At 69.3% G+C, this 23,901-nt stretch carries 20 protein-coding genes, 1 tRNA gene, 1 pseudogene and 1 riboswitch; of the genes and pseudogenes, 9 read left to right on the forward strand and 13 right to left on the reverse strand.

Going from position 1 to position 23,901, the window contains the following annotated elements:
* Positions 1 to 272: 272 nt before the first annotated feature.
* Together QSK31_RS40805 and QSK31_RS40810 are read right to left on the reverse strand one after the other, a co-directional pair.
* Positions 273 to 369, reverse strand: a tRNA-OTHER gene (locus QSK31_RS40805).
* Between the two features lie 25 nt (positions 370 to 394).
* The gene (locus QSK31_RS40810; protein WP_285690257.1) at positions 395 to 1,126 is read right to left on the reverse strand and encodes a DUF7873 family protein; all 732 of its coding nucleotides are present in this window, start codon (positions 1,124 to 1,126) and stop codon (positions 395 to 397) included.
* Between the two features lie 718 nt (positions 1,127 to 1,844).
* On the opposite strand from QSK31_RS40810, the pseudogene QSK31_RS40815 reads away from it, so the two are divergent.
* Both QSK31_RS40815 and QSK31_RS40820 read left to right on the forward strand, forming a co-directional pair.
* Positions 1,845 to 2,429: pseudogene (locus QSK31_RS40815) on the forward strand (ice-binding family protein); the annotation flags it as partial.
* Between the two features lie 175 nt (positions 2,430 to 2,604).
* The gene (locus tag QSK31_RS40820; protein ID WP_285690261.1) at positions 2,605 to 3,084 is read left to right on the forward strand and encodes a hypothetical protein; all 480 of its coding nucleotides are present in this window, start codon (positions 2,605 to 2,607) and stop codon (positions 3,082 to 3,084) included.
* Positions 3,085 to 3,311: 227 nt separating this feature from the next.
* Here QSK31_RS40820 and QSK31_RS40825 read toward each other — a convergent pair whose 3' ends face one another.
* The 8 genes from QSK31_RS40825 to QSK31_RS40860 form a co-directional block, all read right to left on the reverse strand.
* Entirely contained in the window at positions 3,312 to 3,467 is a 156-nt protein-coding gene (locus tag QSK31_RS40825) for a hypothetical protein (RefSeq protein WP_285690206.1), read from the reverse strand.
* Between the two features lie 207 nt (positions 3,468 to 3,674).
* A complete protein-coding gene (locus QSK31_RS40830; RefSeq protein WP_285690258.1) occupies positions 3,675 to 4,652 on the reverse strand; it encodes a ribonucleotide-diphosphate reductase subunit beta in 978 nt (325 codons plus the stop codon).
* Between the two features lie 17 nt (positions 4,653 to 4,669).
* On the reverse strand, positions 4,670 to 7,018 hold the full coding sequence (locus QSK31_RS40835; RefSeq protein WP_285690208.1) for a ribonucleoside-diphosphate reductase subunit alpha: 2,349 nt from the start codon (positions 7,016 to 7,018) through the stop codon (positions 4,670 to 4,672).
* A 128-nt stretch (positions 7,019 to 7,146) separates the two neighbouring features.
* A riboswitch (cobalamin riboswitch) is annotated at positions 7,147 to 7,354 on the reverse strand.
* Positions 7,355 to 7,620: 266 nt separating this feature from the next.
* Entirely contained in the window at positions 7,621 to 8,709 is a 1,089-nt protein-coding gene (locus QSK31_RS40840; protein WP_285690210.1) for an aldose epimerase family protein, read from the reverse strand.
* A gap of 26 nt (positions 8,710 to 8,735) precedes the next feature.
* Positions 8,736 to 9,680 (reverse strand): sugar kinase, encoded by a 945-nt coding sequence (locus QSK31_RS40845; RefSeq protein ID WP_285690213.1) that lies wholly within the window; start codon positions 9,678 to 9,680, stop codon positions 8,736 to 8,738.
* Positions 9,668 to 10,324: a bifunctional 4-hydroxy-2-oxoglutarate aldolase/2-dehydro-3-deoxy-phosphogluconate aldolase gene (locus QSK31_RS40850; protein WP_285690214.1), complete on the reverse strand. Its 657-nt coding sequence runs from the start codon at positions 10,322 to 10,324 to the stop codon at positions 9,668 to 9,670. Before QSK31_RS40850 ends, QSK31_RS40845 begins: the two co-directional genes overlap by 13 nt.
* On the reverse strand, positions 10,321 to 11,418 hold the full coding sequence (locus QSK31_RS40855) for a zinc-dependent alcohol dehydrogenase (RefSeq protein ID WP_285690215.1): 1,098 nt from the start codon (positions 11,416 to 11,418) through the stop codon (positions 10,321 to 10,323). The genes QSK31_RS40850 and QSK31_RS40855 overlap by 4 nt, the downstream gene beginning before the upstream one ends.
* Positions 11,376 to 12,233: an IclR family transcriptional regulator gene (locus QSK31_RS40860; RefSeq protein WP_285690216.1), complete on the reverse strand. Its 858-nt coding sequence runs from the start codon at positions 12,231 to 12,233 to the stop codon at positions 11,376 to 11,378. The genes QSK31_RS40855 and QSK31_RS40860 overlap by 43 nt, the downstream gene beginning before the upstream one ends.
* 183 nt (positions 12,234 to 12,416) lie before the next feature.
* On the opposite strand from QSK31_RS40860, the gene QSK31_RS40865 reads away from it, so the two are divergent.
* From QSK31_RS40865 to QSK31_RS40890, 6 genes are all read left to right on the forward strand, one after another.
* On the forward strand, positions 12,417 to 13,691 hold the full coding sequence (locus QSK31_RS40865; RefSeq protein ID WP_285690218.1) for an ABC transporter substrate-binding protein: 1,275 nt from the start codon (positions 12,417 to 12,419) through the stop codon (positions 13,689 to 13,691).
* Positions 13,688 to 14,554: a carbohydrate ABC transporter permease gene (locus tag QSK31_RS40870; RefSeq protein ID WP_285690219.1), complete on the forward strand. Its 867-nt coding sequence runs from the start codon at positions 13,688 to 13,690 to the stop codon at positions 14,552 to 14,554. The genes QSK31_RS40865 and QSK31_RS40870 overlap by 4 nt, the downstream gene beginning before the upstream one ends.
* Positions 14,554 to 15,351: a carbohydrate ABC transporter permease gene (locus QSK31_RS40875; protein WP_285690220.1), complete on the forward strand. Its 798-nt coding sequence runs from the start codon at positions 14,554 to 14,556 to the stop codon at positions 15,349 to 15,351. The genes QSK31_RS40870 and QSK31_RS40875 overlap by 1 nt, the downstream gene beginning before the upstream one ends.
* Positions 15,352 to 15,380: 29 nt before the next feature.
* The gene (locus tag QSK31_RS40880) at positions 15,381 to 16,274 is read left to right on the forward strand and encodes a dihydrodipicolinate synthase family protein (RefSeq protein ID WP_285690221.1); all 894 of its coding nucleotides are present in this window, start codon (positions 15,381 to 15,383) and stop codon (positions 16,272 to 16,274) included.
* Complete coding sequence (locus tag QSK31_RS40885; RefSeq protein ID WP_285690222.1) at positions 16,271 to 18,010, forward strand: dihydroxy-acid dehydratase; 1,740 nt, start codon at positions 16,271 to 16,273, stop codon at positions 18,008 to 18,010. The genes QSK31_RS40880 and QSK31_RS40885 overlap by 4 nt, the downstream gene beginning before the upstream one ends.
* A gap of 208 nt (positions 18,011 to 18,218) precedes the next feature.
* The gene (locus tag QSK31_RS40890; RefSeq protein WP_285690223.1) at positions 18,219 to 19,625 is read left to right on the forward strand and encodes a GGDEF domain-containing protein; all 1,407 of its coding nucleotides are present in this window, start codon (positions 18,219 to 18,221) and stop codon (positions 19,623 to 19,625) included.
* 83 nt (positions 19,626 to 19,708) lie between these two features.
* On the opposite strand, the gene QSK31_RS40895 is transcribed toward QSK31_RS40890, so the two are convergent.
* On the reverse strand, positions 19,709 to 20,098 hold the full coding sequence (locus QSK31_RS40895) for a hypothetical protein (protein ID WP_285690224.1): 390 nt from the start codon (positions 20,096 to 20,098) through the stop codon (positions 19,709 to 19,711).
* A gap of 627 nt (positions 20,099 to 20,725) precedes the next feature.
* On the opposite strand from QSK31_RS40895, the gene QSK31_RS40900 reads away from it, so the two are divergent.
* Positions 20,726 to 22,045, forward strand: coding sequence for an AfsR/SARP family transcriptional regulator (locus tag QSK31_RS40900; RefSeq protein WP_285690225.1), 1,320 nt, complete (start codon positions 20,726 to 20,728; stop codon positions 22,043 to 22,045).
* 37 nt (positions 22,046 to 22,082) lie between these two features.
* Here QSK31_RS40900 and QSK31_RS40905 read toward each other — a convergent pair whose 3' ends face one another.
* Positions 22,083 to 23,171, reverse strand: coding sequence for a GAF domain-containing sensor histidine kinase (locus QSK31_RS40905; RefSeq protein ID WP_285690227.1), 1,089 nt, complete (start codon positions 23,169 to 23,171; stop codon positions 22,083 to 22,085).
* A 156-nt stretch (positions 23,172 to 23,327) separates the two neighbouring features.
* On the reverse strand, positions 23,328 to 23,894 hold the full coding sequence (locus tag QSK31_RS40910; protein ID WP_285690229.1) for a TetR/AcrR family transcriptional regulator: 567 nt from the start codon (positions 23,892 to 23,894) through the stop codon (positions 23,328 to 23,330).
* Positions 23,895 to 23,901: the final 7 nt, after the last annotated feature.

Below are 23,901 nucleotides of genomic sequence, written 5' to 3' on the forward strand. Positions count from 1 at the left end.
GGCGAAGCCCGGGGACATGGCCAGTCCCCGGGCCTCCGTTTACCACTGAATTGCACACACCAGCACGTTTAAGGGCGTGGATCATTCGTCAGGACATCGGGTTTTGCCATTAAACTACCGCCGCTCGAAGCGCGGCGGACCGGACTTGAACCGGCATCCGCTGTCATCGTCCACACTCGGTCGACCTGGTGATCAGTGGTGAATGCTGACATTGGAGCGAGAATCTGAGTCTCATGCCGGCTGCCTCTGCCAGTTGGGCTACCCCCGCGTGGTGGTGCGGGGGGCGGGGCTCGAACCCGCACTGGGACCGGTGGATTCAGCTTCAGCCTCAGCTGTCAGCTTTGCGCCGGCTGCCCGGCGCACCCCCGCGCTCCCACGGGGGAATCGGTGACGGCTACTCGAACAGGTAGCCGAAGACGGCCGCGCCGACCCGCTGGTCGACGGCGTCGGTGTTGTTGGCCTCCTCGCGCGCGAACTTGACCGCGGTCTGCAGGGACTGCACCCGGTCGAGGATCTCGTTGACCCGCTTGGCCGGCAGTGCGCCGGAGAACTTCACGGTCGTCCAGTAGCCGACGGTGACGTCCTCGTAGTAGACCTCGACCTGCGCCGGGTGCTTCTCGGTGGCCTCGGCCTTCACGTGGTTGCGCGGCACCTTCTTGGTGCGGTTGGTGCGCACCGCCTCGGTGCGCCAGCTGTCCGTCGAGTCGTCCCGCTGCCAGGACTCGGCCGCGTCCAGCACCGGGAGCTTCTTGACGAACGTGTGCAGGTCGACGAGCTGCTTCTCGAGGAACAGCAGGTACGTCACCGGCACCTGGGCGGCGATCGTGCGGCCGTCGACCACCACGTCGGCCCGCGCCGTGCAGTTCGTCCAGTCCTTCGTCGCGGTGACGTCGAAGAGCCGGGTCAGCGTCCCGGACACCTCGCGCAGGATCTCCTCGGCCTTGATCTGCACCCGCGTCGACTCGGCGGGCAGCTGCTCGCCCTCCTCGTCCTTCGGCTGGTACGTCCGGGAGATGCCGGCCAGCGGACCGGTCTTCTGCACGGCGTGGTGGGCGTCGCTCAGCTCGGCGAACGCCTTGCTCTTGACGCCCTTCTCGACGGCGATGATCTGGTTGAGCTTCGGCACGATGTCCCCTTTCAGCCCGAGGAAGGTAACACCCGGAGCACCCCTGGGCCGACCGGGTTTCCGCCGCCGCGGATCCGCCATCTGCTCCCGGTCGGAGCCGGGGTCGGGCTGACCGATGTGGACCGGGACCATGCCGGCGGTAGGAGAGCTCACGGCCGTCCAGGTTGGTGCGCGCAGCTGACATGACGACGCCTTTCCTGCGGCCGACGCCCTTGAGTCGCAGTGGCTGGCGGTCGACGGCGCCGCACAGTGGTGGACCTGGGTGCCTAGCTGGTGGTGTGCTGCTGCTCAGCCTGTTCCACCCGGCCGGCGCCCGGATCGGCTGGCGGCCATCCGCATCCAGCGCATCGTACTTAGCCCAGGACGGGCACCGGCATAAGCGAGACAGGCACGACTGGGGCCGGCTTGGCGATCGGGTTGGGATCAGAGCCCACAGCTGCCCGCTACTTCGCTTGTCGCCGGGACCGCCCTCCTCCCGTCTACGCCTCAGGAGTACCCGTGACCGGAGGGACGCCCCACCAGGCGCACTGAAATCATCGTGGCCGCAGGGAATTCGAGCATTCGGCCCGGCCGCCTTTGAGAAATGCTCATTTCTTACTCTGCGTCAGGCCGAACATGGTGCAGTGAGTACATGCCGTCACAAATACCACTTCGGGAAAGAAGTGGCCCGCGTCGGCGGGCGGTCCGGACGGCGCTCAGGGCTTCCGCGGCCGTAGCCATGACCGTCATCCTGCTGGTCTTCCACTCGAGTGCGGTCAAGGCCCTGGAAGCGCCGGTAGACCTGGGGACCGCCGGCGACTTCTCCGTGCTGGCCGGCGCTGAGCCCACCAATACCGGTTCGAGCTTCCTGGGTCAGGATCTCGGGAGGTACCCCGGAATCACTGCCGCGGGTTTCGGGACTGCCACCGTCGTCGGCGAAAACCACCTTGGCGACGCGGTCGCCGCGCAGGCCCAGGACGACCTCACCGTCGCCTTCAACGACGCCGCCACCCGGACCCCCTTCACCACCCTTCCCGCAGAACTCGGCGGCACCACGCTGAACCCGGGCGTCTACCGGATCGGAGCCGCACAACTGACCGGACCGTTGACGCTCAACGGCCAGGGCGACCCGCGGGCGGTGTTCATCCTCCAAATCGACTCCACGTTGACAACGGCAGCGAACAGCGGAGTCGTCCTCATCAACGGCGCGTCGGCCTGCAACGTGTTCTGGAAGATCGGGAGTTCGGCGACGGTGGGCGCGGGCACCACTCTCGTAGGCACCCTGATGGCTCAAGCGTCGATCACGATGAGCGCGAACGCTACTCTCCAGGGCCGCGCGCTGGCCCGTACCGCGGCCATCACCCTCGACACCAACATCATCACCGAGCCCGTGTGCGCCGCCGCACCCGGCCCGCCCGGTCCCCCTGGGCCATCTGGCGAGCCCGGCGCTCCAGGCGAGCCCGGCGCTCCTGGGCCATCTGGCGCTCCCGGCGCTCCCGGTGAGCCCGGCGCTCCTGGGCCATCTGGCGAGCCCGGTGAGCCCGGCGCCCCTGGCGCTCCCGGCGCCCCTGGTGAGCCCGGCGCCCCTGGCGCTCCCGGCGCTCCTGGTGAGCCCGGCGCCCCTGGCGCTCCCGGCGCTCCTGGTGAGCCCGGCGCTCCTGGGCCATCTGGCGAGCCCGGTGAGCCCGGCGCCCCCGGTGAGCCTGGTGCTCCTGGTGCTCCTGGTGCTCCTGGCGAGCCCGGCGCAGTCGGTGCCCCCGGCAGCCCTGGAGTCTCTGGCGTGCCTGGACCTACCGGTACCCCTGGTGCACCTGGTGCTTCTGGAGTTCAGGGCCGGCCTGGCGAGCCTGGCACAGCTGGCGTTCCCGGGCCTGTCCCCCTTGCCGCTCCCAGAGCGCCCGGCCAGCCCGAGGACCCTGATGCGCCTGGCCAGCCCGACAATCCCGACGAGTCCGGAAATCCTTCGTTCCTGCCGGTAACCGGTGACAGCCTGGCTCGTACCCTGACTGGCCTGGCAATTGTCATGGTCGCTATGGGCGGGCTTATTTTCTTCCTCGCCCGGCGTCGAGAGCGCCGATCCTGAACGGCCAGCGGCCCAGCCTGTGTACCAGCCGTTGCAGGTTTCCGGGCCCGGCGACCAGGTCAAGCCCGACCGCCTCGACATCGGTGGCGAGCAGGGCCGGCAGGGCGTCGCCGAGCTCGCCGATTAGGTGGCGACGAAGATCTTCGGCCGTTTCGCCGCCGACGTGAGCCGGGTGTAGGCGCGGCGCAGCCCGTCGATCTCGGCCGTGAGGACGGTGTCGGTATCCTCGAACGCCTGGACGCCAACCGCCGGGAGACGGGCGCGTCCGGCCCGCGCCACCCGCCCGCAGCAGCAGCTGAAGGACGCGGGGGCTCAGCTGTCCCGGATCGAGGAGATCCTGGCGGGAACCGGCCCCGACGCGTGCACGTGCAGGCAGGTGGCCGCGGTCCTGGACTCCTCTACCGGGACTGGAGGGCGGCCCACCAAGACTGGTCAGGGGTTCTCTGCCGGCGCCATGGGAAGCCTGACGCCGGCCGAGACTCACGATCAGAAGTCGTCGTCGAAGCTGACCGAGCCGGTCACGCCCATCTGGTAGGCGGAGACGCGACGCTCGAAGAAGTTGGACAGCTCCTGGACGTCCTGCAATTCCATGAAGGCGAACGGGTTCTTGCTGCCGTAGAGCGGCTCGATGCCGAGGACGCCGAGGCGGCGGTCGGCCACGTGCTGGAGGTATTCGCGCATGTCGGACAGGGACATGCCCGAGACGCCCTGTTCGAGCAGGTCGGCGGCGAACTGGACCTCGCATTCGACGGCGTCGGCGAGCATGTCCTTGACCTGCTGTTCCATCTCGGCGTCGAAGAGGTCCGGCTCTTCGGCGCGGACCGTGTCGACGACGTCGAAGGCGAAGGCCATGTGCATCGACTCGTCGCGGAACACCCAGTTGGTGCCCGAGGCGAGCCCGTTGAGCAGGCCGCGGGAGCGCAGGAAGTACACGTAGGCGAAGGCGCCGTAGAAGAACAGGCCCTCGATGCAGGCGGCGAAGCAGATCAGGTTGAGCAGGAACGCTCGCCGGTCGTCGCGGGTCTGCAGCGTCCGCAGCTCGTAGATCGAGTCGATCCACTTGAAGCAGAACTCGGCCTTGCGGGCGATCGACGGGATGTTCTCCACCGCGGCGAACGCCTCGAAGCGCTCCTTCTCGTCGGGGACGTAGCTGTCCAGGAGGTTCAGGTAGAACTGGACGTGCACGGCCTCCTCGAAGAGCTGCCGGGACAGGTAGAGCCGGCCCTCCGGGGAGTTGACGTGCTGATAGAGGTTGAGCACCAGGTTGTTGGCCACGATGGTGTCGCCGGTGGCGAAGAAGGCGACCAGCCGGGAGACCAGGTGCTGCTCGGCCGGCGAGAGTTTGGCCAGGTCGGCGAGGTCGGAGTGCAGGTCGACCTCCTCGACCGTCCAGGTGTTCTTGATGGCGTCCTTGAACCGGTCGAAGAAGCGCGGGTAGCGCATGGGACGCAGGGTCAGATCCATGCCGGGATCGAGCAGGTTCACTGGCACGCCTCACAGGACTCGGGGTTCTCCACGGAACAGGCCACGGCGTCGACCGGAGCGATCGACACGGTTGCCTGCTGAATGCGCGTCGCGGGACGCGAGCGCAGGTAATAGGTGGTCTTCAGCCCGGCCTTCCAGGCGAAGAGGTACATCGACGAGAGCTTGCCGATGGTCGGCGAGCTGAGGAACAGGTTCAGCGACTGCGACTGGTCGATGTAGGGCTGCCGTGCGGCGGCGAGCTCGATCAGCGCCTTCTGCGGCAGCTCCCACGCGGTGCGGAACAGCTCGCGGACCTCGGCGGGCAGGTCGGTGAGCCCCTGCACGGATCCCTCGGCGCGCCTGATCTGCTCGCGGACGGGTGTGGTCCAGAGGCCGCGCGCCTTCAGCTCGCGTACCAGATAGGTGTTGATCTGAAGGAACTCGCCGGACATCGTCTCGCGCTTGAACAGGTTGGACACCTGCGGCTCGATGCACTCGTAGCAGCCGGCGATCGAGGCGATGGTCGCCGTCGGCGCGATCGCGATCAGCAGTGAGTTACGCAGGCCGTGCTCGGCGATGCGCGTCTTGACCGCCGTCCACCGCTCGGTCTGGGTCGCCTCGGCGGCCCACAGCTCGTGGTGCAGGTCGCCCTTCGCGGCCCGGGTCTCGTCGTAGGCCGGGTGCGGGCCGGACTGCTCGGCCAGCGCCGTCGAGGACTCCAGTGCGGTCAGGAAGATCTCTTCCTGTACGCGGGTGGACAGCTCCTTCGCCTCGACGGAGTCGAACGGCAGCCGCAGCGTGAAGAACGCGTCCTGCAGGCCCATCAGACCGAGGCCGACGGGACGCCAGCGCGGGTTCGACTTGGCCGCCTGCACGCTGGGGTAGTAGTTGATGTCGATCACGCGGTCGAGGAAGGTCACCGCCGTGCGGACCGTGGCGCGCAGCTTCGCCCAGTCGACGCCGTCGGCGGTGGTGTGGGCGCCGAGGTTGATCGAGCCGAGGTTGCACACGGCCGTCTCGTCGTCGCTGTTCACCTCGAGGATCTCGGTGCACAGATTCGACAGGTGGATGGTGTTGCCCGGTGCGCCGGTCTGGTTCGACAGGCTGTTCGAGCGGTCCTTGAAGGTCATCCAGCCGTTGCCGGTCTGGGCCAGGGTGCGCATCATCCGGCCGTACAGATCACGGGCCTTGACCTTTTTAACAGCCTTCTTCTCCGCCGTACGGTACGCCTCGTCGAATTCGTCCCCGAACAGATCGGGCAGCTCCGGGGCGTCGCTGGGGTCGATCAGGGACCACTCGCTGTCGGCCTCGACGCGGCGCATGAACTCGTCGGGGATCCAGTTGGCCAGGTTCAGGTTGTGCGTGCGGCGGGAGTCCTCGCCGGTGTTGTCGCGCAGCTCCAGGAACTCCTCGATGTCGGGGTGCCACGGCTCCAGGTAGACGCATGCGGCACCCTTGCGCCGGCCGCCCTGGTTGACCGCCGCCACGCCCGCGTCGAGGGTCTTCAAGAACGGGACGATGCCGTTCGACTTGCCGTTGGTGCCGCGGATGAGCGCGTTGCGGCCGCGGACGCGGGACCAGGAGATGCCGATGCCGCCGGAGAACTTGGAGAGCTTGGCGACCTGGTGGTAACGCTCGTAGATCGAGTCGAGCTCGTCCCTGGGGGAGTCCACCAGGAAGCACGACGACATCTGCGTGTGCGAGGTGCCCGAATTGAACAGCGTGGGGGAACTGGGCAGATAGGCCAGGCTGGACATCAGGCGGTAGAAGCCGATCGCCTCGGCCGGCGTCTGCGACAGGCCACACGCGACGCGCAGCAGCCAGTACTGCGGTGTCTCCACGACCTCGCGGGTCTCGGGGTGGCGCAGCAGGTAGCGGTCGGCCACCGTACGCAGGCCGAAGTACTCGAACCGCAGGTCACCGCCGTTGTCCACGGCGTCGTCCAGCTTGCGGGCGTTGAGCGTGACGAAGGCGAGCGTCTTGTCGCTGATCAGTCCCTGCTGGTGGGCGTACCGGATCGACTGGGAGAAGCTCGCGACGCCCTGGCCACGAACCTCCTTCTCGACGTACGCGGCCAGCAGGCGCGCCGCCAGCCTGGAGTACTGCGGTTCCTCGCCGATCAGCTCGGCCGACGTCTGGATCGACAGCTTGTCCAGTTCGGCGGTCGTCGCTCCGTCGTACAGGCCGCTGATCGTCTTGGTGGCGACCCGCAGCGGGTCCACCTCGTCCAGGTCGGCGACCCACCGCTCGACCGCCTTGACGATCTTGTTGACGTCCACCGTCTCCAGGTCGCCGTTGCGCTTGCGGACCTGCATCCCGTGCCGCCTCTGCTCCGGCACCGCGGTCTCGTCCTGAGTGATCGTCATCGTCCCCCCTCGTCCAGCCCAACCCCAAGGCCGTCGGACGCGCAGGAGGACGCCGCCGGGGTTCCCCCGCGCATGGCGGCCCGGCTGATGGCGTCGGCCGTCCCACGCGGCCTTCGACCGCCGCACACGACGTGTGCGGCGCGCTGGCAGGTCTTCGGACTCGCGGGCGTCGTGCTCGTTCCTACTGACCGTCGCTTCCCAGGCCGGACCGGCCCAGTGCTTGATGACGGCGTTCGTTCCTGCTCACCGCTGCGGGGCAGTCCCGGACTCACACCGGGTTCCCTGTTGCCTCGACCCTCCGGAAAGGAAGATCGAACCAGCTGCGAGAGACACCATATCTGGGTACGCCCAGGAATGTGCAACACCAGATGGTGTGTCGGCGTGTCGCGCCCACCTATCGCCCTCCACGACATCGCCCACCTGAACAGACCGGCTCTGCCCGGCCGGCCTGACCGCCGACGCTCCTCAGCTAGGCTCTCCGATCAGCCGCGCTTACCCAGACGCGGCTGATCCGTATCCAAGACCAAGACTCGGGGTGCTGGGACAGCTACACGAGCGCGGGGCCCTGTATACGAGTCCTGCTGGGCCCACTGACCTGAGGATCAATCACTTTTCACGGGACGGAATCCCGTTTCCATGACGGAATCCACGGTGGTGAACTCCAGTCTTTGGTGGTTGCGATAGGGCTGCCCGGGGCGTGCGTCGGCCGGTGGGAAGTGGGCCTGGTTCGGCGCGTCGGGGAAGGTCTGGGTCTCGACGGTGAAGCCGGCGAAGGCGGGATAGGTATCGGCCGGGGATTTGCCGGAGACTCCGGCCAGGTATCCGCCGGTGTAGAGCTGGACGCCGGGCTGGTTGGTCGACATGGTGAGACGCCGTCCTGAGGCCGGGTTGGTGACGGTGAGGACCTCCCGCATTCCGGAGCCGTCGAGGACCCAGTTGTGGTCGTATCCGCTGCCCGATTCGGTATTCCGGCCGGCGCCGGTTCCGCCCACGCCGGCGATGTTCTTGCCGATCGGGGTGGGGGTGCGGAAGTCGAACGGTGTGCCGGCCACCGCGCGGATCTCGCCGGTCGGGAGCAGATCGTCGGTGACAGGCGTGTAGTGGCTGCCGTTCACCTGCAGCACGTGGTCGAGGACCGTGCCGGAGTCGTGACCGCCGAGGTTGAAGTAGGCGTGGTTGACGATGTTGGCGATCGTCGGCGCGTCGGTGGTGGCCTCGATGAGGATGTCCAGGGCGGCCGGCTCGATTCGGTAGGTGACCCGCGTGGTCAGGGTGCCGGGGTAGCCCTCCTCGCCGGCCGGGGAGATACGCCAGAAGGTGACCGCGTGACCGTCCGGGTCGAGTTCGGTGCTCCAGACCTTGCGGTCGAATCCGCTGGCGCCGCCGTGCAGGTGGTTGGCGCCCTCGTTGACGGACAGCTGGACGGGCCGGCCGTCGATCCGGGTCCGTCCGTCGCGGATGCGGTTGGCGTACCGGCCGACCGTGGCGCCCATGTAGTTGTCGTCGGTGGCGATGGTCTCCCAGCCGGGGCGCTGCAGGACGACGTCGGCGGTCCGGCCGTCGCGGTCCGGGACATGCAGTTCGAGCAGGCGGGCGCCGAGGTCGGTGAGCTTGGCCATGACGGCGCCGTTGGTCAGCGTGATGACCCGGATCTCGATGCCGTGCAGGGTCTCGGTCTTGATGTCGGTCATTGTTCCTCTTCTCGGTACGGTTCCGGTCAGCGAGTCACGCCGGTCAGAGCGGCGGCGGTCATCTCGTGCCGCATCGGCAGTCCCTCCCAGTCGCCGGAGGTGCCGACGGTGCGGGCGGCGCAGAAGGTGCCCTGCGCGAGCCGCTCGGCGAGAGGCCGGCCCTCGGCGCGCGCGGCGAGATATCCCGCGACGAAGCTGTCACCGGCGCCGATGACGTCGGCCACGGTGACGTCCGGAGCGGCCGTGGCGGCGGTGGTCCCGTCGGCCAGGGCGGCGAACGCCCCGTCGCGGCCGCGTTTGACGACGACCTCGCCGGGGCCGCGGGCGAGCACGGCGGCGGCCGCTTCCGGGTCGGCCGGGAGCCCCAGCACGGCGAGTTCGTCGTCGCCGACGAAGACGACGGTGCTGCGCTCCAGGATCGTCCGCAGCACGCCGGGAACCGTTGCGCTGCGGGCCAGGCCGTGGCGGTGGTTGACGTCGAAGGACACCTCGATGCCGGCGCGGTGTGCCCGTTCGATGGCCCGCCGGACGGCCTGCTCGGCGTCGCTGCTCAGGGCCGGCGTGATGCCGGTGAGGTGGACCAGGTCGACGGTCGGCAGCGCGTCGAAGGCGAAGTCGACGTGCGCGGGCCGCACGGCGCTGCCGGCGCTGCCGTCTCGGTAGTAGGTCACCACGGTCCGGTCGGCGGTGCGCAGGTCGCGGAGCATGAATCCGGTCGGTCGGCCGGCGACGGTGTGCAGGTGCTGCACCTCGACTCGTTCGCCGGCGAGGTCCCGCAGGACGCGCCGGCCGAGGGCGTCGTCGCCGACGCAGCCGACGTAGCTGACCCGGTGCCCCAGGCGGCTGACGCCGATGGCGACGGTGGCCTCCGCGCCGGCGGTACTCAGGCGCAGTTCGGCCGCGGTCCGCAGCGGGTTTCCCGGGCGGGTGGCGCCGACGCCGAGCGTCTCGCCGATGGTCAGGAGGTGCACGGCTGCGGTTCCCGGCCTTGTCGGATGGTGTCGAGCAGCCGGGCGGCGCGGTCGGCGAGGGCGCGCTGCGATCCGCCCTCGGTGGCGTCGCCGATCAGTCCTCGGCCCAGGCCCAGCCCGCAGGCGCCGGCGCGGAGAAACGCGGCGGCGTTGCCGGCGTCGACACCGCCGGTGGGAACCAGCGGAACGTCGGGCAGGGGGTCGCGCAGGGCTCGGCAGTATGCTGCTCCCTCGCGCCCGGCGGGGAAGATCTTGACCGCCAGGGCCCCGGCCCGATGGGCGGTGAGGACCTCGGTGGCGGTGTAGGCGCCGCAGAGCACGCCGGTGCCGGTGGAGGCGGCCGCGGTGATCACCTCCGGTACGACCGCGGGGGTGACGAGGAAGGCCGCGCCCGCGTCGGCCGCCGCGTCGGCCGCCGCCGCGTCCAGCACGGTGCCGGCACCGAGGTGGACCTCGTCGGGGAGGTCGGCTCGTATGTCGAGAATCGCGCGGGCCGCTCCCGGCGTGGTGAGCGCGAACTCCATCAGCGTGATGCCGGTCCGGGCGAGTGTGGCGGCGGTGGCGGCGAAGTAGCGCGTGTCGGTACTACGCAGGATCGCCACGGCGGTGCGTTCGCGAAGGACCGTGAGGTCGAACGGGGTCATGACGTCGACGCCCGCCGGTCGAGGGTCAGCAGGATCTTGCCGCGCGGTCCGTCGCCGGCGCCGTGGCGCAACGCGTCGACGGCCTCCGCGAAGTTCTCGAGCGGAAACCGGTGGGTGATCAGGGGGAGGGGAGTGAGTGCGCCGCTGTTGAGCAGTGCGACGGCCGAGCGCCACGCCTCGGCGGTGTAGCCGAAGCTTCCCCGGATGCGAAGGTCGTTGTTGACGATGTCGTCGGCGGCGGTGGTGATCGTTCTGCCGTGCCCGGCGATGCCGAGCAGCAGCACGCTGCCGCCACGTCGCGGCGCGGTCAAGGCTGATTGGACGGCGTCGATGTTGCCGGCCGCCTCGACGACGAAGTCGAAGCTGCGCTCCGGCGCCGGCTCGACGGTGAAGGCGTCCGCTCCCATCGTCCGGGCGAGGCCGGCCTGCTCGGGTCTGCGGCCGCTGACCACCACCTCGCTCGGCGACCACAGCCGCAGCGCGTGGGCGGCCAGCAGCGCGACCGTGCCGTCGCCGATGACCAGCATGCGGCCGCCGCGTTCCGGGTTCGCCTCCAGCAGCCCGCGGAGCACCACCGACAAGGGTTCGACCAGCGCCCCGGCCTCGGCCGGGATCCCGGGACCGAGCCGGTGCACGAGGCGTTCCGGGACGGTGACGGATGGGCCGGCCGCACCGTCGCGCATGAAGCCGAGTTCGTCGTACACCGCGCAGAGGTTGGTCCGGCCCGCCCGGCAGGCAGCGCAGACACCGTCGGGGATGATGCCCTCGACGACGACCGTGTCGCCGGCCTGGAATCGGCCGGCCCGGAAGCGGTCGGCCCGGTCGCCCGTCGCCGCGACGACGCCGGACCATTCGTGCCCGATGACCAGCGGGTAGCGAACGTAGTCGGGATCCATCCTTCCGTCGATGATCTCCAGGTCGGTGCCGCAGACCCCGACGAACAGCGGGGTGATCCGGACCTCGCCGGGGCCGGGGGCGACGGCCGTACGGTCCTCGAGGCCGAACACCCCGGGTCCGCGGACGACCAGGGCCGGTCCGCCGGGCAGGGCGGTCACCACGTCGGCGCCTTGCCGCCGGCCAGGTACTCGTGCCATGTCGGTCCGCCCAGCCCGATCGAGATGTCGTCGGCGTGGGCCCGGACGGACTCGCCCAGCTCGCGGACCCGCCAGGTGGGGATGTCCCGCTTGAGGCCGGTGACGCTGATCGAACCGAGGCACGTCCCCGTGCGGTCGAGGAACGCCGCGCCGAGGCAGAAGACACCTTCGTCGTCCTCCTCGTCGTCGATGGCGAAGCCCCGGGTGCGGCTGGTGGCCAGGTCGGCCAGAAGGTCGTCGACGGTGGTGATGGTGTTCCGGGTGCGGCCCGGCAGGCCGGTCTCCTGGGCGATGGCCCGGATCCGGCCGGCGTCCAGGGCCGACATGATGGCCTTGCCGGCGGCGCTGTGGTGCGGGAGCTCGCGCCGGCCCAACTGGGTGTGGAATCGGATCGTGCCGGGCCCGTCGACCCGGTCGATGAAGACCGGGAAGCCGTTGTCGGCCACGGCCAGCCGGGTCGTCCAACCGGTGCGCGCGGTGAGCTCCTGCATCACCGGCCGGCCGATCTCGGTGAGCCCCAGTCCTTCGGTGAGGCTGTCGGCGAGCCGGATCACGGCGCGGCCGAGGCGGTAGCGCGGTCCGGGCTGGATCTCGGTGGCGTACGAGTGCGCCACCAGCGTCCGCAGCAGGGCGAAGGTGGAGCTCTTCGACGTCTCCAGCTGCTGACTGAGCTCGGTCACGGTGAATCCCGTGGCTCCCGCGTCGGCCAGCAGGTCCAGCAGGCGCAGTGCCCGGGCGACGCCCTGCAGCTTGTACCGGTCGCCGGACGTCTCGACGTTGGTGTCGTCCGGGTCCGTGTCGCTCTTGCCAGGCAAGAAGGCCTCCTCAGCATGTTTGGCACAACAGAACTGTGTTCGTGAGACAGCGAACTCCGACAGCTGGGTAGCTGTCAAGTGGCGCCTGGAGGTTGACTTTAGTGCAACGACCGTGTTCGCATCAGCAACATCCTGTTCGGGCTGGACGAACAAGGTTCGGCACAGCACATCAATGGAGAGTAGATGAAGCGAATCCTGGCGCTCGCCGCCGCGGCCTGCGTCGCCGCGACCCTCACCGGATGCGGCGGCAACGACGGCACGGGCGACGGCACGACGCTGACCCTGTGGCACAACTACGGCACGTACTCCAATGCCGCGGCCACGACGGACCTGGTCGCCGCCTTCGAGAAGCAGAACCCGACGATTCACATCAAAATCGTCAGCCAGCCGCAGGACAGCTACTTCTCGCTGCTGCAGTCGGCCGCCCTTGCCCACGAGGGCCCGGACCTCGCGGTGATGTGGACCGGCCTGTACGCGCTCAAGTACGAGAAGCTGCTGGTCAACCTCAAGGGAGTGGTCCCGGACGCGCTGCTGAGCGCGCAGAAGAGCATTGCCTACACGGCGCCCGGCTTCGACCCGGCGCGGGGCAGCCTGGTCATGCCCACGGACACGCAGTTCTACATCGGCTTCTACAACAAGAAGCTGTTCGCCCGGGCCGGCATAGCCGCGGTGCCCCGCACCTGGGACGAGCTGTACGCGGCGTGCGCGAAACTCAAGAAGCTCGGCGTCACGCCCCTGGTGTACGGCAACGGCGGCGCGACCGGCGCGACGTTCGTGCCGTGGTACGACGCCAGCTACCTGATCTCCGCCTTGTTCCCGCCCGACCGGCTGTCCGGGCTGTACGACGGATCGATCCCGTGGACCGACCCGCGGATCCAGGCGCAGCTGGGCAAGTGGCAGCAGCTGAGCAAGCGCGGATACACCAACGGCGACGTCGCGACCAGCAACACCAACTTCCGGGCGTTCCAGAACGGCGAAGCCGCGATGATCGTCGACGGCAGCTTCGACGCCGCGCGGTTCAGTAAGTCGCTGGGCCCGGATCTCGCCGCGTTCGTACCTCCGTTCAGCGACACGCCGGTCAAGTCGGTCGTCGAGTTCGCCGGTGGTGGCTTCTCCATCACCAAAACCTCGCGGCATCGGAGCGAGGCGGCCAAGTTCCTCGAGTTCCTCGGCACCGAACAGGCAACCGGCATCCTGGAGGGCAACGGGCTGATCCCCAACCTCACCGGATACCAGCCCCGGGACCCGATCGCCCGGCAGCTCATCGGGTTCGCCGCCACCGGCGGGTACGTCCGCTACCCGATGCTCGACAACGTCATCCAGCCCGAGGTGGCCGACGTCGGCTCGCGTCAGCTCCCGTCCGTCCTCGCCGGAAACCGGACGCCGTCGGCGGCGGTGACGGCGATGGACCAGTCGCTGCGTGCGCTGCCCGCCGACCGGCGGGCCGTTCTCCGATGACCCGGGCCAGACCGGTCGGCGTCCTGCTGTCGCTGCCCGCCGTCACCCTGGTGGCGCTGCTGTTGGTCCTGCCGATCGCGCAGACCGCGTATTACAGCCTCACTGCCTGGGACGGCTTCCAGGCGACCTGGGCCGGCCTCGGCAACTATGCCCAGCTGTTCAACAACCCGGCTTTCGGGCGGGTCCTGGAGAACAACCTCCTGCTGTTGCTGTCGGTACCGGTGGCCGTGATCATCCCGTTCGGCATCGCCGCGGTGCTCAACGAGCACGTCCTCGGATGGCGGCTGTTCCGAGCGCTGTACTTCCTGCCCACCGCCGTGTCGTGGGTGGTAACCGGCATGGTCGCGACCCGGTTCTTCGCCCAGGACGGCATCCTCAACGGCCTGCTGCGCGGCGTCGGCCTCGGGTTCGTGCGGACCGACCTGCTCGCCGGGGAGCGCACCGCGCTGCTGGCAGTCGGCCTGACGTTCGTCTGGTCGATGGTCGGCACCAACACCCTGATCTTCAGCGCCGGGCTGGCCACCGTGGACCCGTCGCTGCTGGAGGCGGCCCGCTGCGACGGCGCCGGCCCGGTGCGCGCGTTCTTCAGCATCACGCTGCCGCAGCTCGCCCGGTTCCTTCAGTTCGCGGTCGTGCTGACGACGATCTCGGCGTTCACCGCCCTGTTCAGCCTGATCTTCGTGATGACCAGCGGCGGGCCCGGAGACGGCACCACCACGATGGAGTTCTACATCTACCAGCGGGCCTTCACCCAGGGCGAGTTCGGCCAGGGCGCGATGCTCGGCATGGTGCTGCTGGCCACCGTCGGCCTCGTCACGCTGATCCAGGTCGGCGCGCTGGCCCGTGTCGGACGGGAGTCCTGATGGCCAGGCGGATGACGCTGTTCCTGCTCATGGCGCTCATCGCCGTGGTGATGCTGTATCCGATCTCGTTCATGGTGCAGACCTCCCTGCGTAGTGACGAGCAGTACCGGACCGGCGCCGGCTATTCGCTCGGGAGCTGGCGGGCGCTGTTCGCCACATTGCCGGTCGCCGACCTGATGCTGAACTCGACCCTGGTCTGCGTGTCGGCGCTACTGCTGATCCTGGTGGTGTCCGTCCCGGCGGGCTTCGCCTTCGCCAAACTCAGCTACCCCGGCAGCGCCGTCCTGCTCACCGCGATCATCGCCTGCGCGATGGTGCCCGTGCAGTCACTGGTCCTACCCGAGTTCGCGAACCTGGCCCGCATCGGCCTGGTGAACAACTACCTCGGCGCGATCCTCGTGTACGCCGCTCTGGGCACGCCGTTCGCGACGTTCCTGATGACCGTCTACTTCCGGGCGCTGCCCGACGAGTTGCTCGAAGCCGGCGTGATCGACGGGCTGGGATACGGGCAGATCTTCCTGCGGATCGGCGTACCACTGTCCCTGCCGGCCGTCGCCACCGTCGTCGTGCTCCAGTTCATCCAGATCTGGTGCGACCTGCTCGTCGGGCTGCTCTTCCTGCAGACCCCGGGGCTGCGCACAATCACCACCGGTCTCGGCGTGCTCGCCTCCGGCCGGGTCACCGACGTCCCCGTACTGATGGCCGGCGCGACCCTGAGCGCGATTCCCGCCGTCCTGGCCTACCTGCTGCTGCAACGGTTCCTCGTCCGCGGCCTCACCGTCGGCGTTTCCAAGTAGCCCCCCGACACCCGAAGAAGGAGACGGCCGTGCTGCACGGTGTACTTCCCGTTCTGCTCACCCCGTTCACCGACACCCTCGACCTGGACCTGCCCGCTCTCCAGCGCGAGATCGACTGGGTCATCGACCACGGCGCCGACGGCGTCGTGATGGGCATGGTCTCCGAGACCCTGCGCCTGAGCTCCACCGAACGGGACCGGCTGGCCGAAGCCACCTGCGCCGCCGCCGACGGCCGCGTTCCCGTCGTCACGAGCGTCGGCGCGGAAAGCCAGGTGACCGCCGTCGCGCACGCCCGCGCCGCCGCCGGCTACGGCGCCGCCGCCGTCATGGCCATCCCGCCGATGGCGACCGACGCGGGCGAGGACGAGGTGTTCCGGTACTACGCCGCGATCGTGGAGGCGATCGACATCCCGGTGGTAGTGCAGGATGCGAGTGGCTACCTCGGCAACGGGTTGAGCATCGCCCTGCAAGCGAATCTGCACCGGCAATTCGGCAGCCGGGTCTGCTTCAAACCCGAGGCACAGCCGATCGGACCCAAACTGAGCGCGCTGCGCGACGCCACCGGCGCGACGGCCGTCATCTACGAAGGCAGCGGCGGCGTCGCACTGGTCGACAGCTACGCGCGGGGCATCGCCGGCACCATGCCGGGCGCCGACATCGTCTGGGCGATCGCCGCGCTCTGGCGCGCGCTCGTCGACGGTGACGAGGCCGCCGTCAACCGGCTCAACGGCCCGATCAGCACCCTCGTGCTGCTCCAGAGCACCCTCGACGCGTACGTCGCAGTCCAGAAGCACCTACTCGTCAGACAAGGCGTCATACCCAGCGCGGCGGTCCGCGGCCCGGTCGGCTACATCCTCGATCCCGAATCCGAGCGCGAGGTCGACCGTCTCTTCGACCACCTGCGAGCGGCGGTCGCCGGATGAGAGAGACGGATCTTCCCATGGGCACGCTGCGCAGCGACGCCTGGTTCGCCCGCGACGACGAGGTCGGGCTCGAACACCGCGCCTCCCTCCGGGCCGCCGGCGCACCGATCGTCCCGGGTGGTGGCCGTCCGGTCATCGCCCTGATCAGTTCGATCAGCGAACTGAACCCGTGCAACCTGCCGCTGCGCCCGCTCGTCGAGGCCGCACGCGAAGGCGTCATCGCGGCCGGAGGCGTACCGGTCGAGATCCCGGTGATGTCCCTCGGCGAGGACCTGATCAAGCCGACCGCCATGCTGTACCGCAACCTGCTCGCCATGGAGGTGGAGGAGAACCTCCGCGCGCAGCCCATCGACGGGGTCGTGCTGTTCGGCAACTGCGACAAGACCATCCCGGCCGAACTCATGGCCGCCGCCAGCGCCGACCTGCCCGCCATCCAGGTCGCCGGCGGCTACCGCAGCCCCGGCCAGTTCCGCGGCACCGAGATCGGCGCCGGCACCGACCTGTGGTCCGCCTGGAACGATCGACGTGCCGGCCGGCTCGACGACGCCGGCTGGCACGACCTCGAAGTCGCCCTCAGCTGCAGCCGCGGCGCCTGCAACGTCATGGGCACCGCGATGAGCATGGCCATCCTCGCCGAGGCACTCGGCCTGATGCTCCCCGGCGGTGCCACCCTCCCCGCCGGCGACCCGCGGCTGCACCACCACGCGTATCGATCCGGCCGGCGGATCGTGCGGCTCGTACACGAGCAGATCGTGCCCAGCCGGATCCTCACCGAGCCCGCGTTCCAGAACGCGCTGCTCGTTCTCGCCGCAGTCGGCGGATCCACCAACGCCACCGTCCACCTGGCGGCCATCGCCGGCCGCCGAGCGATCCGGCTGGACCTCGACGACCTCGACCGAGCTGCCCGCCGTACCCCGGTCATCGCCGACATCGCGCCCATCGGCCAGCAACACATCGCCGCCTTCGACGCGGCCGGCGGCCTGCCGGCGGTCCAGGCCGTCCTCTCCGGCCTCCTCACCCCCGACCTGCTCACGGTCGCCGCCACCGACGACCTACCCGGTCCCGCCGGACCGGCGAAGGGCGCCATACGCCCGCTCACCGATCCGGTGACCGACCGACCAGCCTTCACCGTCCTGCATGGCAACCTCGCCCCCGAGGGCGCCGTGCTGAAGACCGCCGCGGCCGACCCGGCCCTGTTCCGGCACACCGGCCCGGCCATCGTCTTCGACAGCTACACGGACATGCTCGACCGCATAGACGACCCCGACCTCGGTGCGACCCGCGACTCGGTGCTCGTCCTACGCGGCTGCGGACCCCGTGGCGGAGACGGGTTCCCCGAATGGGGAATGATCCCGATCCCGCGGCACCTGGCAGCCGCCGGGGTCACCGACATGCTGCGGATCAGCGACGCCCGCATGAGCGGCACCAGCTTCGGCACCTGTGTCCTGCACGTCGCACCCGATGCCGCCTCCGGGGGACCCCTGGGACTTGTGCGCACCGGCGACCTCATCACCATCGACGTCGACCGGCGCATCCTGCGCGCCCACCTGGACGACGAGGAGATCGACCGGCGGCAAGCCCGGCTCCGGCCGCCGCCCTCGCGTCACCGGCGCGGCTGGCCCTTGTTGTACGACGAACACGTCATGCAGGCACCCGCCGGCGCCGATTTCGACTTCCTGGTCCCCCGGGACTCTGCCGCGCAGACATGGGAGGAACCGGTCATCGGCCGATCATGACGAACTCACGCGGAGCGCCGCGGCGCACCTGCTCGGCGGCGCCTCAGATCCGGCCCATAACCCGCGTCGATGACGTCGAAGGTGAAGACGGCCGTCTGCCGAAGGTCTCACGAAACGCCTCGGGTGACCGATTTATGGGCAGACAATGGCGTTGGGCCACTCAGACCGGGGAGTCATGACCTACTACCTTGCCTCCAGCGGGGTCCTGGTGGCCGCGTTCGTGATCTCGTCGCTGACCGGCGCACCCGGCATCGTGGGCAACGTGCTCGGTCAGACTGCCCTGATCGTCGGGCTGGTTGCCATCGTGTCCGGTATGCGGCGGCACCGTCTCGCCTCGGCCTGCCCCTGGTTGTTGGTCGCCGCGACGTTGCTGGTGTTGGTGGCGGGACTGATGCCGCCCGGTGTGCTGGCGGGAACCGCGTCCCCGCCGAGTATCGCGGACGTGTTCTATCTGAGTTCGTACGCAGCCGGCGGCCTCGGCCTTCTGCTGACCATCCGCAGGCGTACGCCGGATTGGGGCCTGCCCGGCTTGCTGGACTCTGGCATCGTCACCGTTTCAGCCGGCCTGCTCACTTGGATCTATCTGATCGACCCGATCCTCAGTGCCGCGGACATCGGTGTGGCGCCTCGTCTGGTGGCCGCCGCTTACCCTCTGTGTGACCTGATGCTGGCCGGGCTCGGGGCACGGCTGCTGCTGGACGGCGGGCCGAAATCTGTGGCGGTCCTGAGCATCACCGGGTACCTGGCCTTGACGATCATTCCCGACACGCTCAACACCTTGGACGCGCTCGCCGGGCAGACTCGGTGGACCGTCCTGGTGTCATTGTTGTGGATGATCTCCGGACTGGTTCTGGGTCTGGCCTGGGTGCATCCATCGGTCCGCGACCTGTATGCCTCCAGGGCGGTGGAAAACCTAGATCTGGGGCCCGCGAGGCTGAGCGTGCTGATGGTCGCCACGCTGCTCGCGCCAGCGGCACAGTTCCTGCAGTACGTTCGTGGCGCCCAGACGTACGTTCCGCTGATCTGCGTGTCGTGTGCCGTGATGTTCGTCCTGGTGATCGCTCGGCTCGGGGGCGTGGTGGCGGTTCAGCGCCGGATGGTGGTGACCGACATGCTGACCGGTCTGCATTCGCGCCGCTACTTCGAGAGCGCGTCGGCGCGCCTTCCCCGCAGGAGCGACCGTGCTGTGGCGGTGTTGATGCTCGACATCGATCACTTCAAGAAAATCAACGACACGTACGGACACGACGGTGGTGACCGGGTCCTTCGTGAGATCGCACGCCGTCTGTCGCAGTCAGTACGCCCTGGCGACGTTCTCGCCCGATACGGCGGCGAGGAGTTCGTCGTCCTGATGCCGGACACCCTGCCGCGTGACGCACGGCTTGTCGCCGAACGTGTTCGCGAGGCGGTCTGCAGCCGGCCGGTCGACGTGAATGACGATGTCGACATCATCGTCACGGTCTCGGTCGGCGTCGCCTGCCGGCCCGATGACGTCGCCGAGGCGGACCACCTCACCCCCTTCGCCGATCGAATGCTCTACTCCGCGAAGGAGTCGGGGCGCAACCGGGTGGTCACCGCATCCGACCAAGTCCCGGTCGACGCGTCCGTGGGCTGATCTCCTCCGATTACGTATTGATCATCCCGATGGGCTAACTCGCACTGACAGCGGCAGATCAGTGCGTTGAATGGCTCGATACCTCAGGTTTGATCGTCGGTTTCCTGGCCATCATCGTTGTTGAGAGCCGCGTAGCCGCGGTCGTGAACAAATGGGAAGCGCCTGGAAGCGTTGTTCTGCCACACCTTCGTGGAGGTGGCCGAGTAAGACGCCTCCGGTCTCGTCGCCGTCCCGGGAGCGATCGCATTCTCGGCTGATGACGGTATGGGACGAGGTGGACCCTGCGGCTGCCCGGCATCACGCCGGCGCCGGCACAGCAGATCGAGATGTCCGGAAGCCGTGGCGACCAGGCCTGGCAACTGCGGCAACTGCCCGATGGCGCCGTCCGGCCGGAGATCGGGCACGCGCCGGCCCTGTTCGACGAGCCGACCGGGGCGCGGCGGGCCGGGCAATACGTGGATCTGCTGCCCCACGCGTTGCCCGACCCGGCCGCACCGCCTCGCCGCCCCAGGTGGACGCCGGCGCACCCTCCGCGGGGGCCGGTGACGCGTCCGCGCTCATGGGAAATGCGCATCCGTCATCTTCCCCGTCGGCGCCCGACCCGGATCGGGGGGTTTAATCCGGATCACCTGTGGCGAAAAAGGGCGCGGTGAATGCATTTTCGCGGCACTCGCCAGACGCCCCTTCATGAAGCACGAGCCGTACGTCGGGCTGTCCGTGTGACACTCTATGGGAAGCTGCGCGCCGACGAATCACCAATAGGTGGACGGTTGGAGTAGCTCTCACGGGGGATGGTCAAGGGACCTGGCCGATCGATTTCCATAGTCGAGCCTCTAGGTAAATTTTCACATTGCAATTGTCGTACAGCTGGGTTAGCGGCGTATCGCCCCGACGAATCCCATATTGGCATGGTGACGACGCATGGCTCATCCGTATGCCGTTATGGCACCTGCGGTCAGGTTTCAGATCCTCGGTCCCGTGCGCATGTGGCGTGGCGGCGAGGAGATGCACCTCGGCCCGCGGCAGCGACGAACGATGCTGGCTCTGCTGCTCGCGCGCGCACAGCAGACCACCAGCCTTTCCGAGGTGGTGGAGTTGCTGTGGAGGACGAGCCGCCGGCGCACGCGGTCAACCTGGTGCACCGGCACGTCGGCCGGTTGCGCAGGCAGTGCGAGCCGGACCTGCCCAACCGGGCCAGCGGTCACTGGCTGGTGCCGCGCGGCGGCGGGTACGTCATGGCCGTCGACTCCGGCTCGCTCGATCTGCTGCACTTCCGTGAGCTGGCCGAGCGGGCAGGCGACGAGCCGCCGGAGCGGGCGCTGCGACTCCACGCGGAGGCGTTGAGCTGGTGGAAGGGTCCGGTGGCGGCGGATCTGGATCCGATACACCGGGCGCATCCGGCGTTCACGGCGATCGAGCTCGAGTATTCGGCCGTCGTGGAGTCGTTCGCCCGGACCGCGCTGACGCTCGGCCAGGCCCGGGTGGCGTTGCCGGCGCTGGCCGGGGCGGCCGACCGGAACCCGTACGACGAGGCGGTGCAGGCGTGGCTGCTGCTGGTGCTGGCCGCGTCCGGCCGGCAGGGCGACGCCGTGGCCCGGTACGAGCTGATCAGTCGCCGGCTGCGCGAGGAACTGGGCGTGGACCCGGGCGCCGAGTTGCGGCAGGCGTACGAGCAGGTGCTGCGCCAGCAGTTCCCGTCCGGCGCCCTGGTGCACGCGGGGCCTGCCCAACTCCCGCCGGATCTGCCGTTCTTCACCGGCCGGGCGGACCTGCTGGCTCAGGTGCACGGTCCGGTGGCCGCGATCCACGGCATACCCGGCAGCGGCAAGTCCGTGCTGGCCGTCCACGCCGCCCACCGGCTCGTCGGACGCTACCCGGACGGTCAGCTCTACCTGCGTCTGCACGGTTTCGACGGCTCCCGGCCCGTGGTCACCGCCAACGAGGCGCTGCACGACCTGCTGACCGGGCTCGGGGCCGACCCGGAGGCGATCCCGCACACCCGGCAGGCCATGACCGGTCTCTACCGCAGCCTGCTGGCCGGTCGGCGGATGCTTGTCGTGCTGGACGACGCCCGGGACGCCGACCAGGTCGCCGACCTGCTGCCCGGCACCGACCGCTGCCTGGCGCTGGTGACCAGCCGCCGCAAGCTCACCAAGCTCCGGCTGACAGCCGGCGCGCACCTGGTAACCGTCGGGCTGCCGTCGCTGGCCGAGGCGCGCGGCCAGTTGCGTGCGCACATCGGCATCGAGCGGGCCGCCGCCGAACCGGCCGCGCTGGACGCCGTCATCTACCACTGTGGACGGCTGCCGCTGGCGCTCGCTCTGGTCGGGGCGCGCGCCGCTGCCCACCCCTACCTCAGCCTCGCGGATCTGGCGGACGAGATGCGCGAGATGGCCGGCGCCGGGTTGCTGGCTGGATGAGTTGTCAGCGAGTTCCGGCGCCGGCTGTCAGCCGGGTTCAGGGGTCGGTGGTGATGTGGGGTTCGGTGGGGATGCGGATGTGGAAGGTGGTGCCGGGGGCGTTGTGGTTGGCCAGGGTGATGGTGCCGCCGTGGCGTTCGATGATGGTGCGGGTGATGACCAGGCCGAGGCCGGTGCCGGGGATGCGCCGGTCGAGGGCGGTGGAGGCGCGGTAGAAGCGGCGGAACAGGTGGGGCCGGTCGGCGGCGGGGATGCCGATGCCGATGCCGGTGTCGGTGAATGTCCAGGTGATCCATGCCTGGTCGGGGTCGGTGGTGGCGGTGATGGTGATGGTTCCGCCGGCTGGGGTGTATTTGACCGCGTTGGACAGCAGGTTGTCGGCGACTTGTTGCAGCCGGTTGCTGTCGGCGTACAGGTCGAGCCGTGGTGGGGTGTCGACGGTGACGGTGAGGGTTTTCTCGGCGGTTTGCGCGGCGATGGCGGCGACGGCGTGTTCGACGATGGCGGCCAGGTCGCTCGGGGCCGGGTCGATGGCCAGGTGACCGGACTCGAGCTGGGCCAGATCCAGCAGGTCGTCGGCCATGACCGACAGGCGTCCGGCGCCGCGCAGGATGGTGTGTACGTAGTGGCGCTGATCGGCGTCGAGCAGTCCGTCGAGTTCTTCTTCCAGCAGTGAGGCGGTCGAGGTGATCACCGCGAGGGGGTTGCGCAGTTCGTGGGTGACCAGGGCCAGGAACTCGTCTTTGGTGCGGGCCAGTTCGATGGTGAGTTCCTCGGCACGGCGACGTTCCAGGTATTGCCCGACCTGCGCGGCGACGCCGACGAGCAGGGTGGTGAGGGAGTCTTCGGGGTCTTCGATGCGGTCGCCGTAGACGCACAGCGCGCCGATGCTGCGGGCGCCGGTGTTGATGGGTACGCCGACGGCGACGTGCAGGCCGATCCGTGCGGCGGCGCGGCTGCGCAGCGAGGCGGTGTCGGCGGCCAGGTCACGGATCCACAGCGGGTGGCCTTGCTGGTAGACGCGGCCGGGTAGTCCGGCGCCGGATCCCAGCTCGTCGAGGGCGAAGCGGCCCAGCCGCCGTCCGGGTGCGGCGTGCCGGGCGGCGCAGAGCAGCACGTGACGCACGGCGCTGACGCCGGTGAGCGTCTCGCCGCTGTCCGTTGAGCCTAATCCGCAACGCGCATCTCTGCGGCTACTACCGGGATGAGCGTGCCGGCGCGGAGGGCGGCGGCTTTGCTCGGCTCGACGGCGCGGACGAGGCAGCTCAGCCAACCGCTGAGATTACGGTCCCTCGGCCGGGTGCTCGTCGTCGGATGGATGCACGCCGAGCCCGTCGAGGATCAGCGCCAGCATGGGCTGCGACCGGTCGTTGTCTCCCGTTGAGGCGCGCCAGAGGGCGCCGGTCAGCTGGAGGAAGTCCCCGGGCTCGGCATCGGCGCGGATCGTGTTCTCGCGTTTTCCCGCGTCGAACAGCTGCGTGATCGCGCTGATGACCGGACCGTAGGTCTGCTCGGTGATCGATTTGTGGGCTGTCGGACTGAGCGCATCGCCGAGGCCGTGCTTCTTGCGCATGGCGCCGACCAGGTCGGTTGTCCACGTTCGTAGCGCCTCCCGCGGTGGCAGCGTGGCCAACAGTTCGGGTACCGAGCCGACGAGCCGATCGACCTCGTCCTGGTAGATGGCGAGGACCAACGCCTCGCGCGACGGGTAGTTGCGATACAGGGTGCCGGGACCGACGCCGGCGCGCTGGGCGATCTGGTTCATCGAGGTGTCGCCGTCCTCGGTGAAGGCCTGGCGCGCGGCGGCCAGGATGCGGTCTCGGTTGGCGCGAGCGTCGGAACGGACCATGCCACCA

Origin of the sequence: Actinoplanes sp. NBRC 103695, assembly GCF_030269485.1 — a bacterium.
Lineage (GTDB): Bacteria > Actinomycetota > Actinomycetes > Mycobacteriales > Micromonosporaceae > Actinoplanes.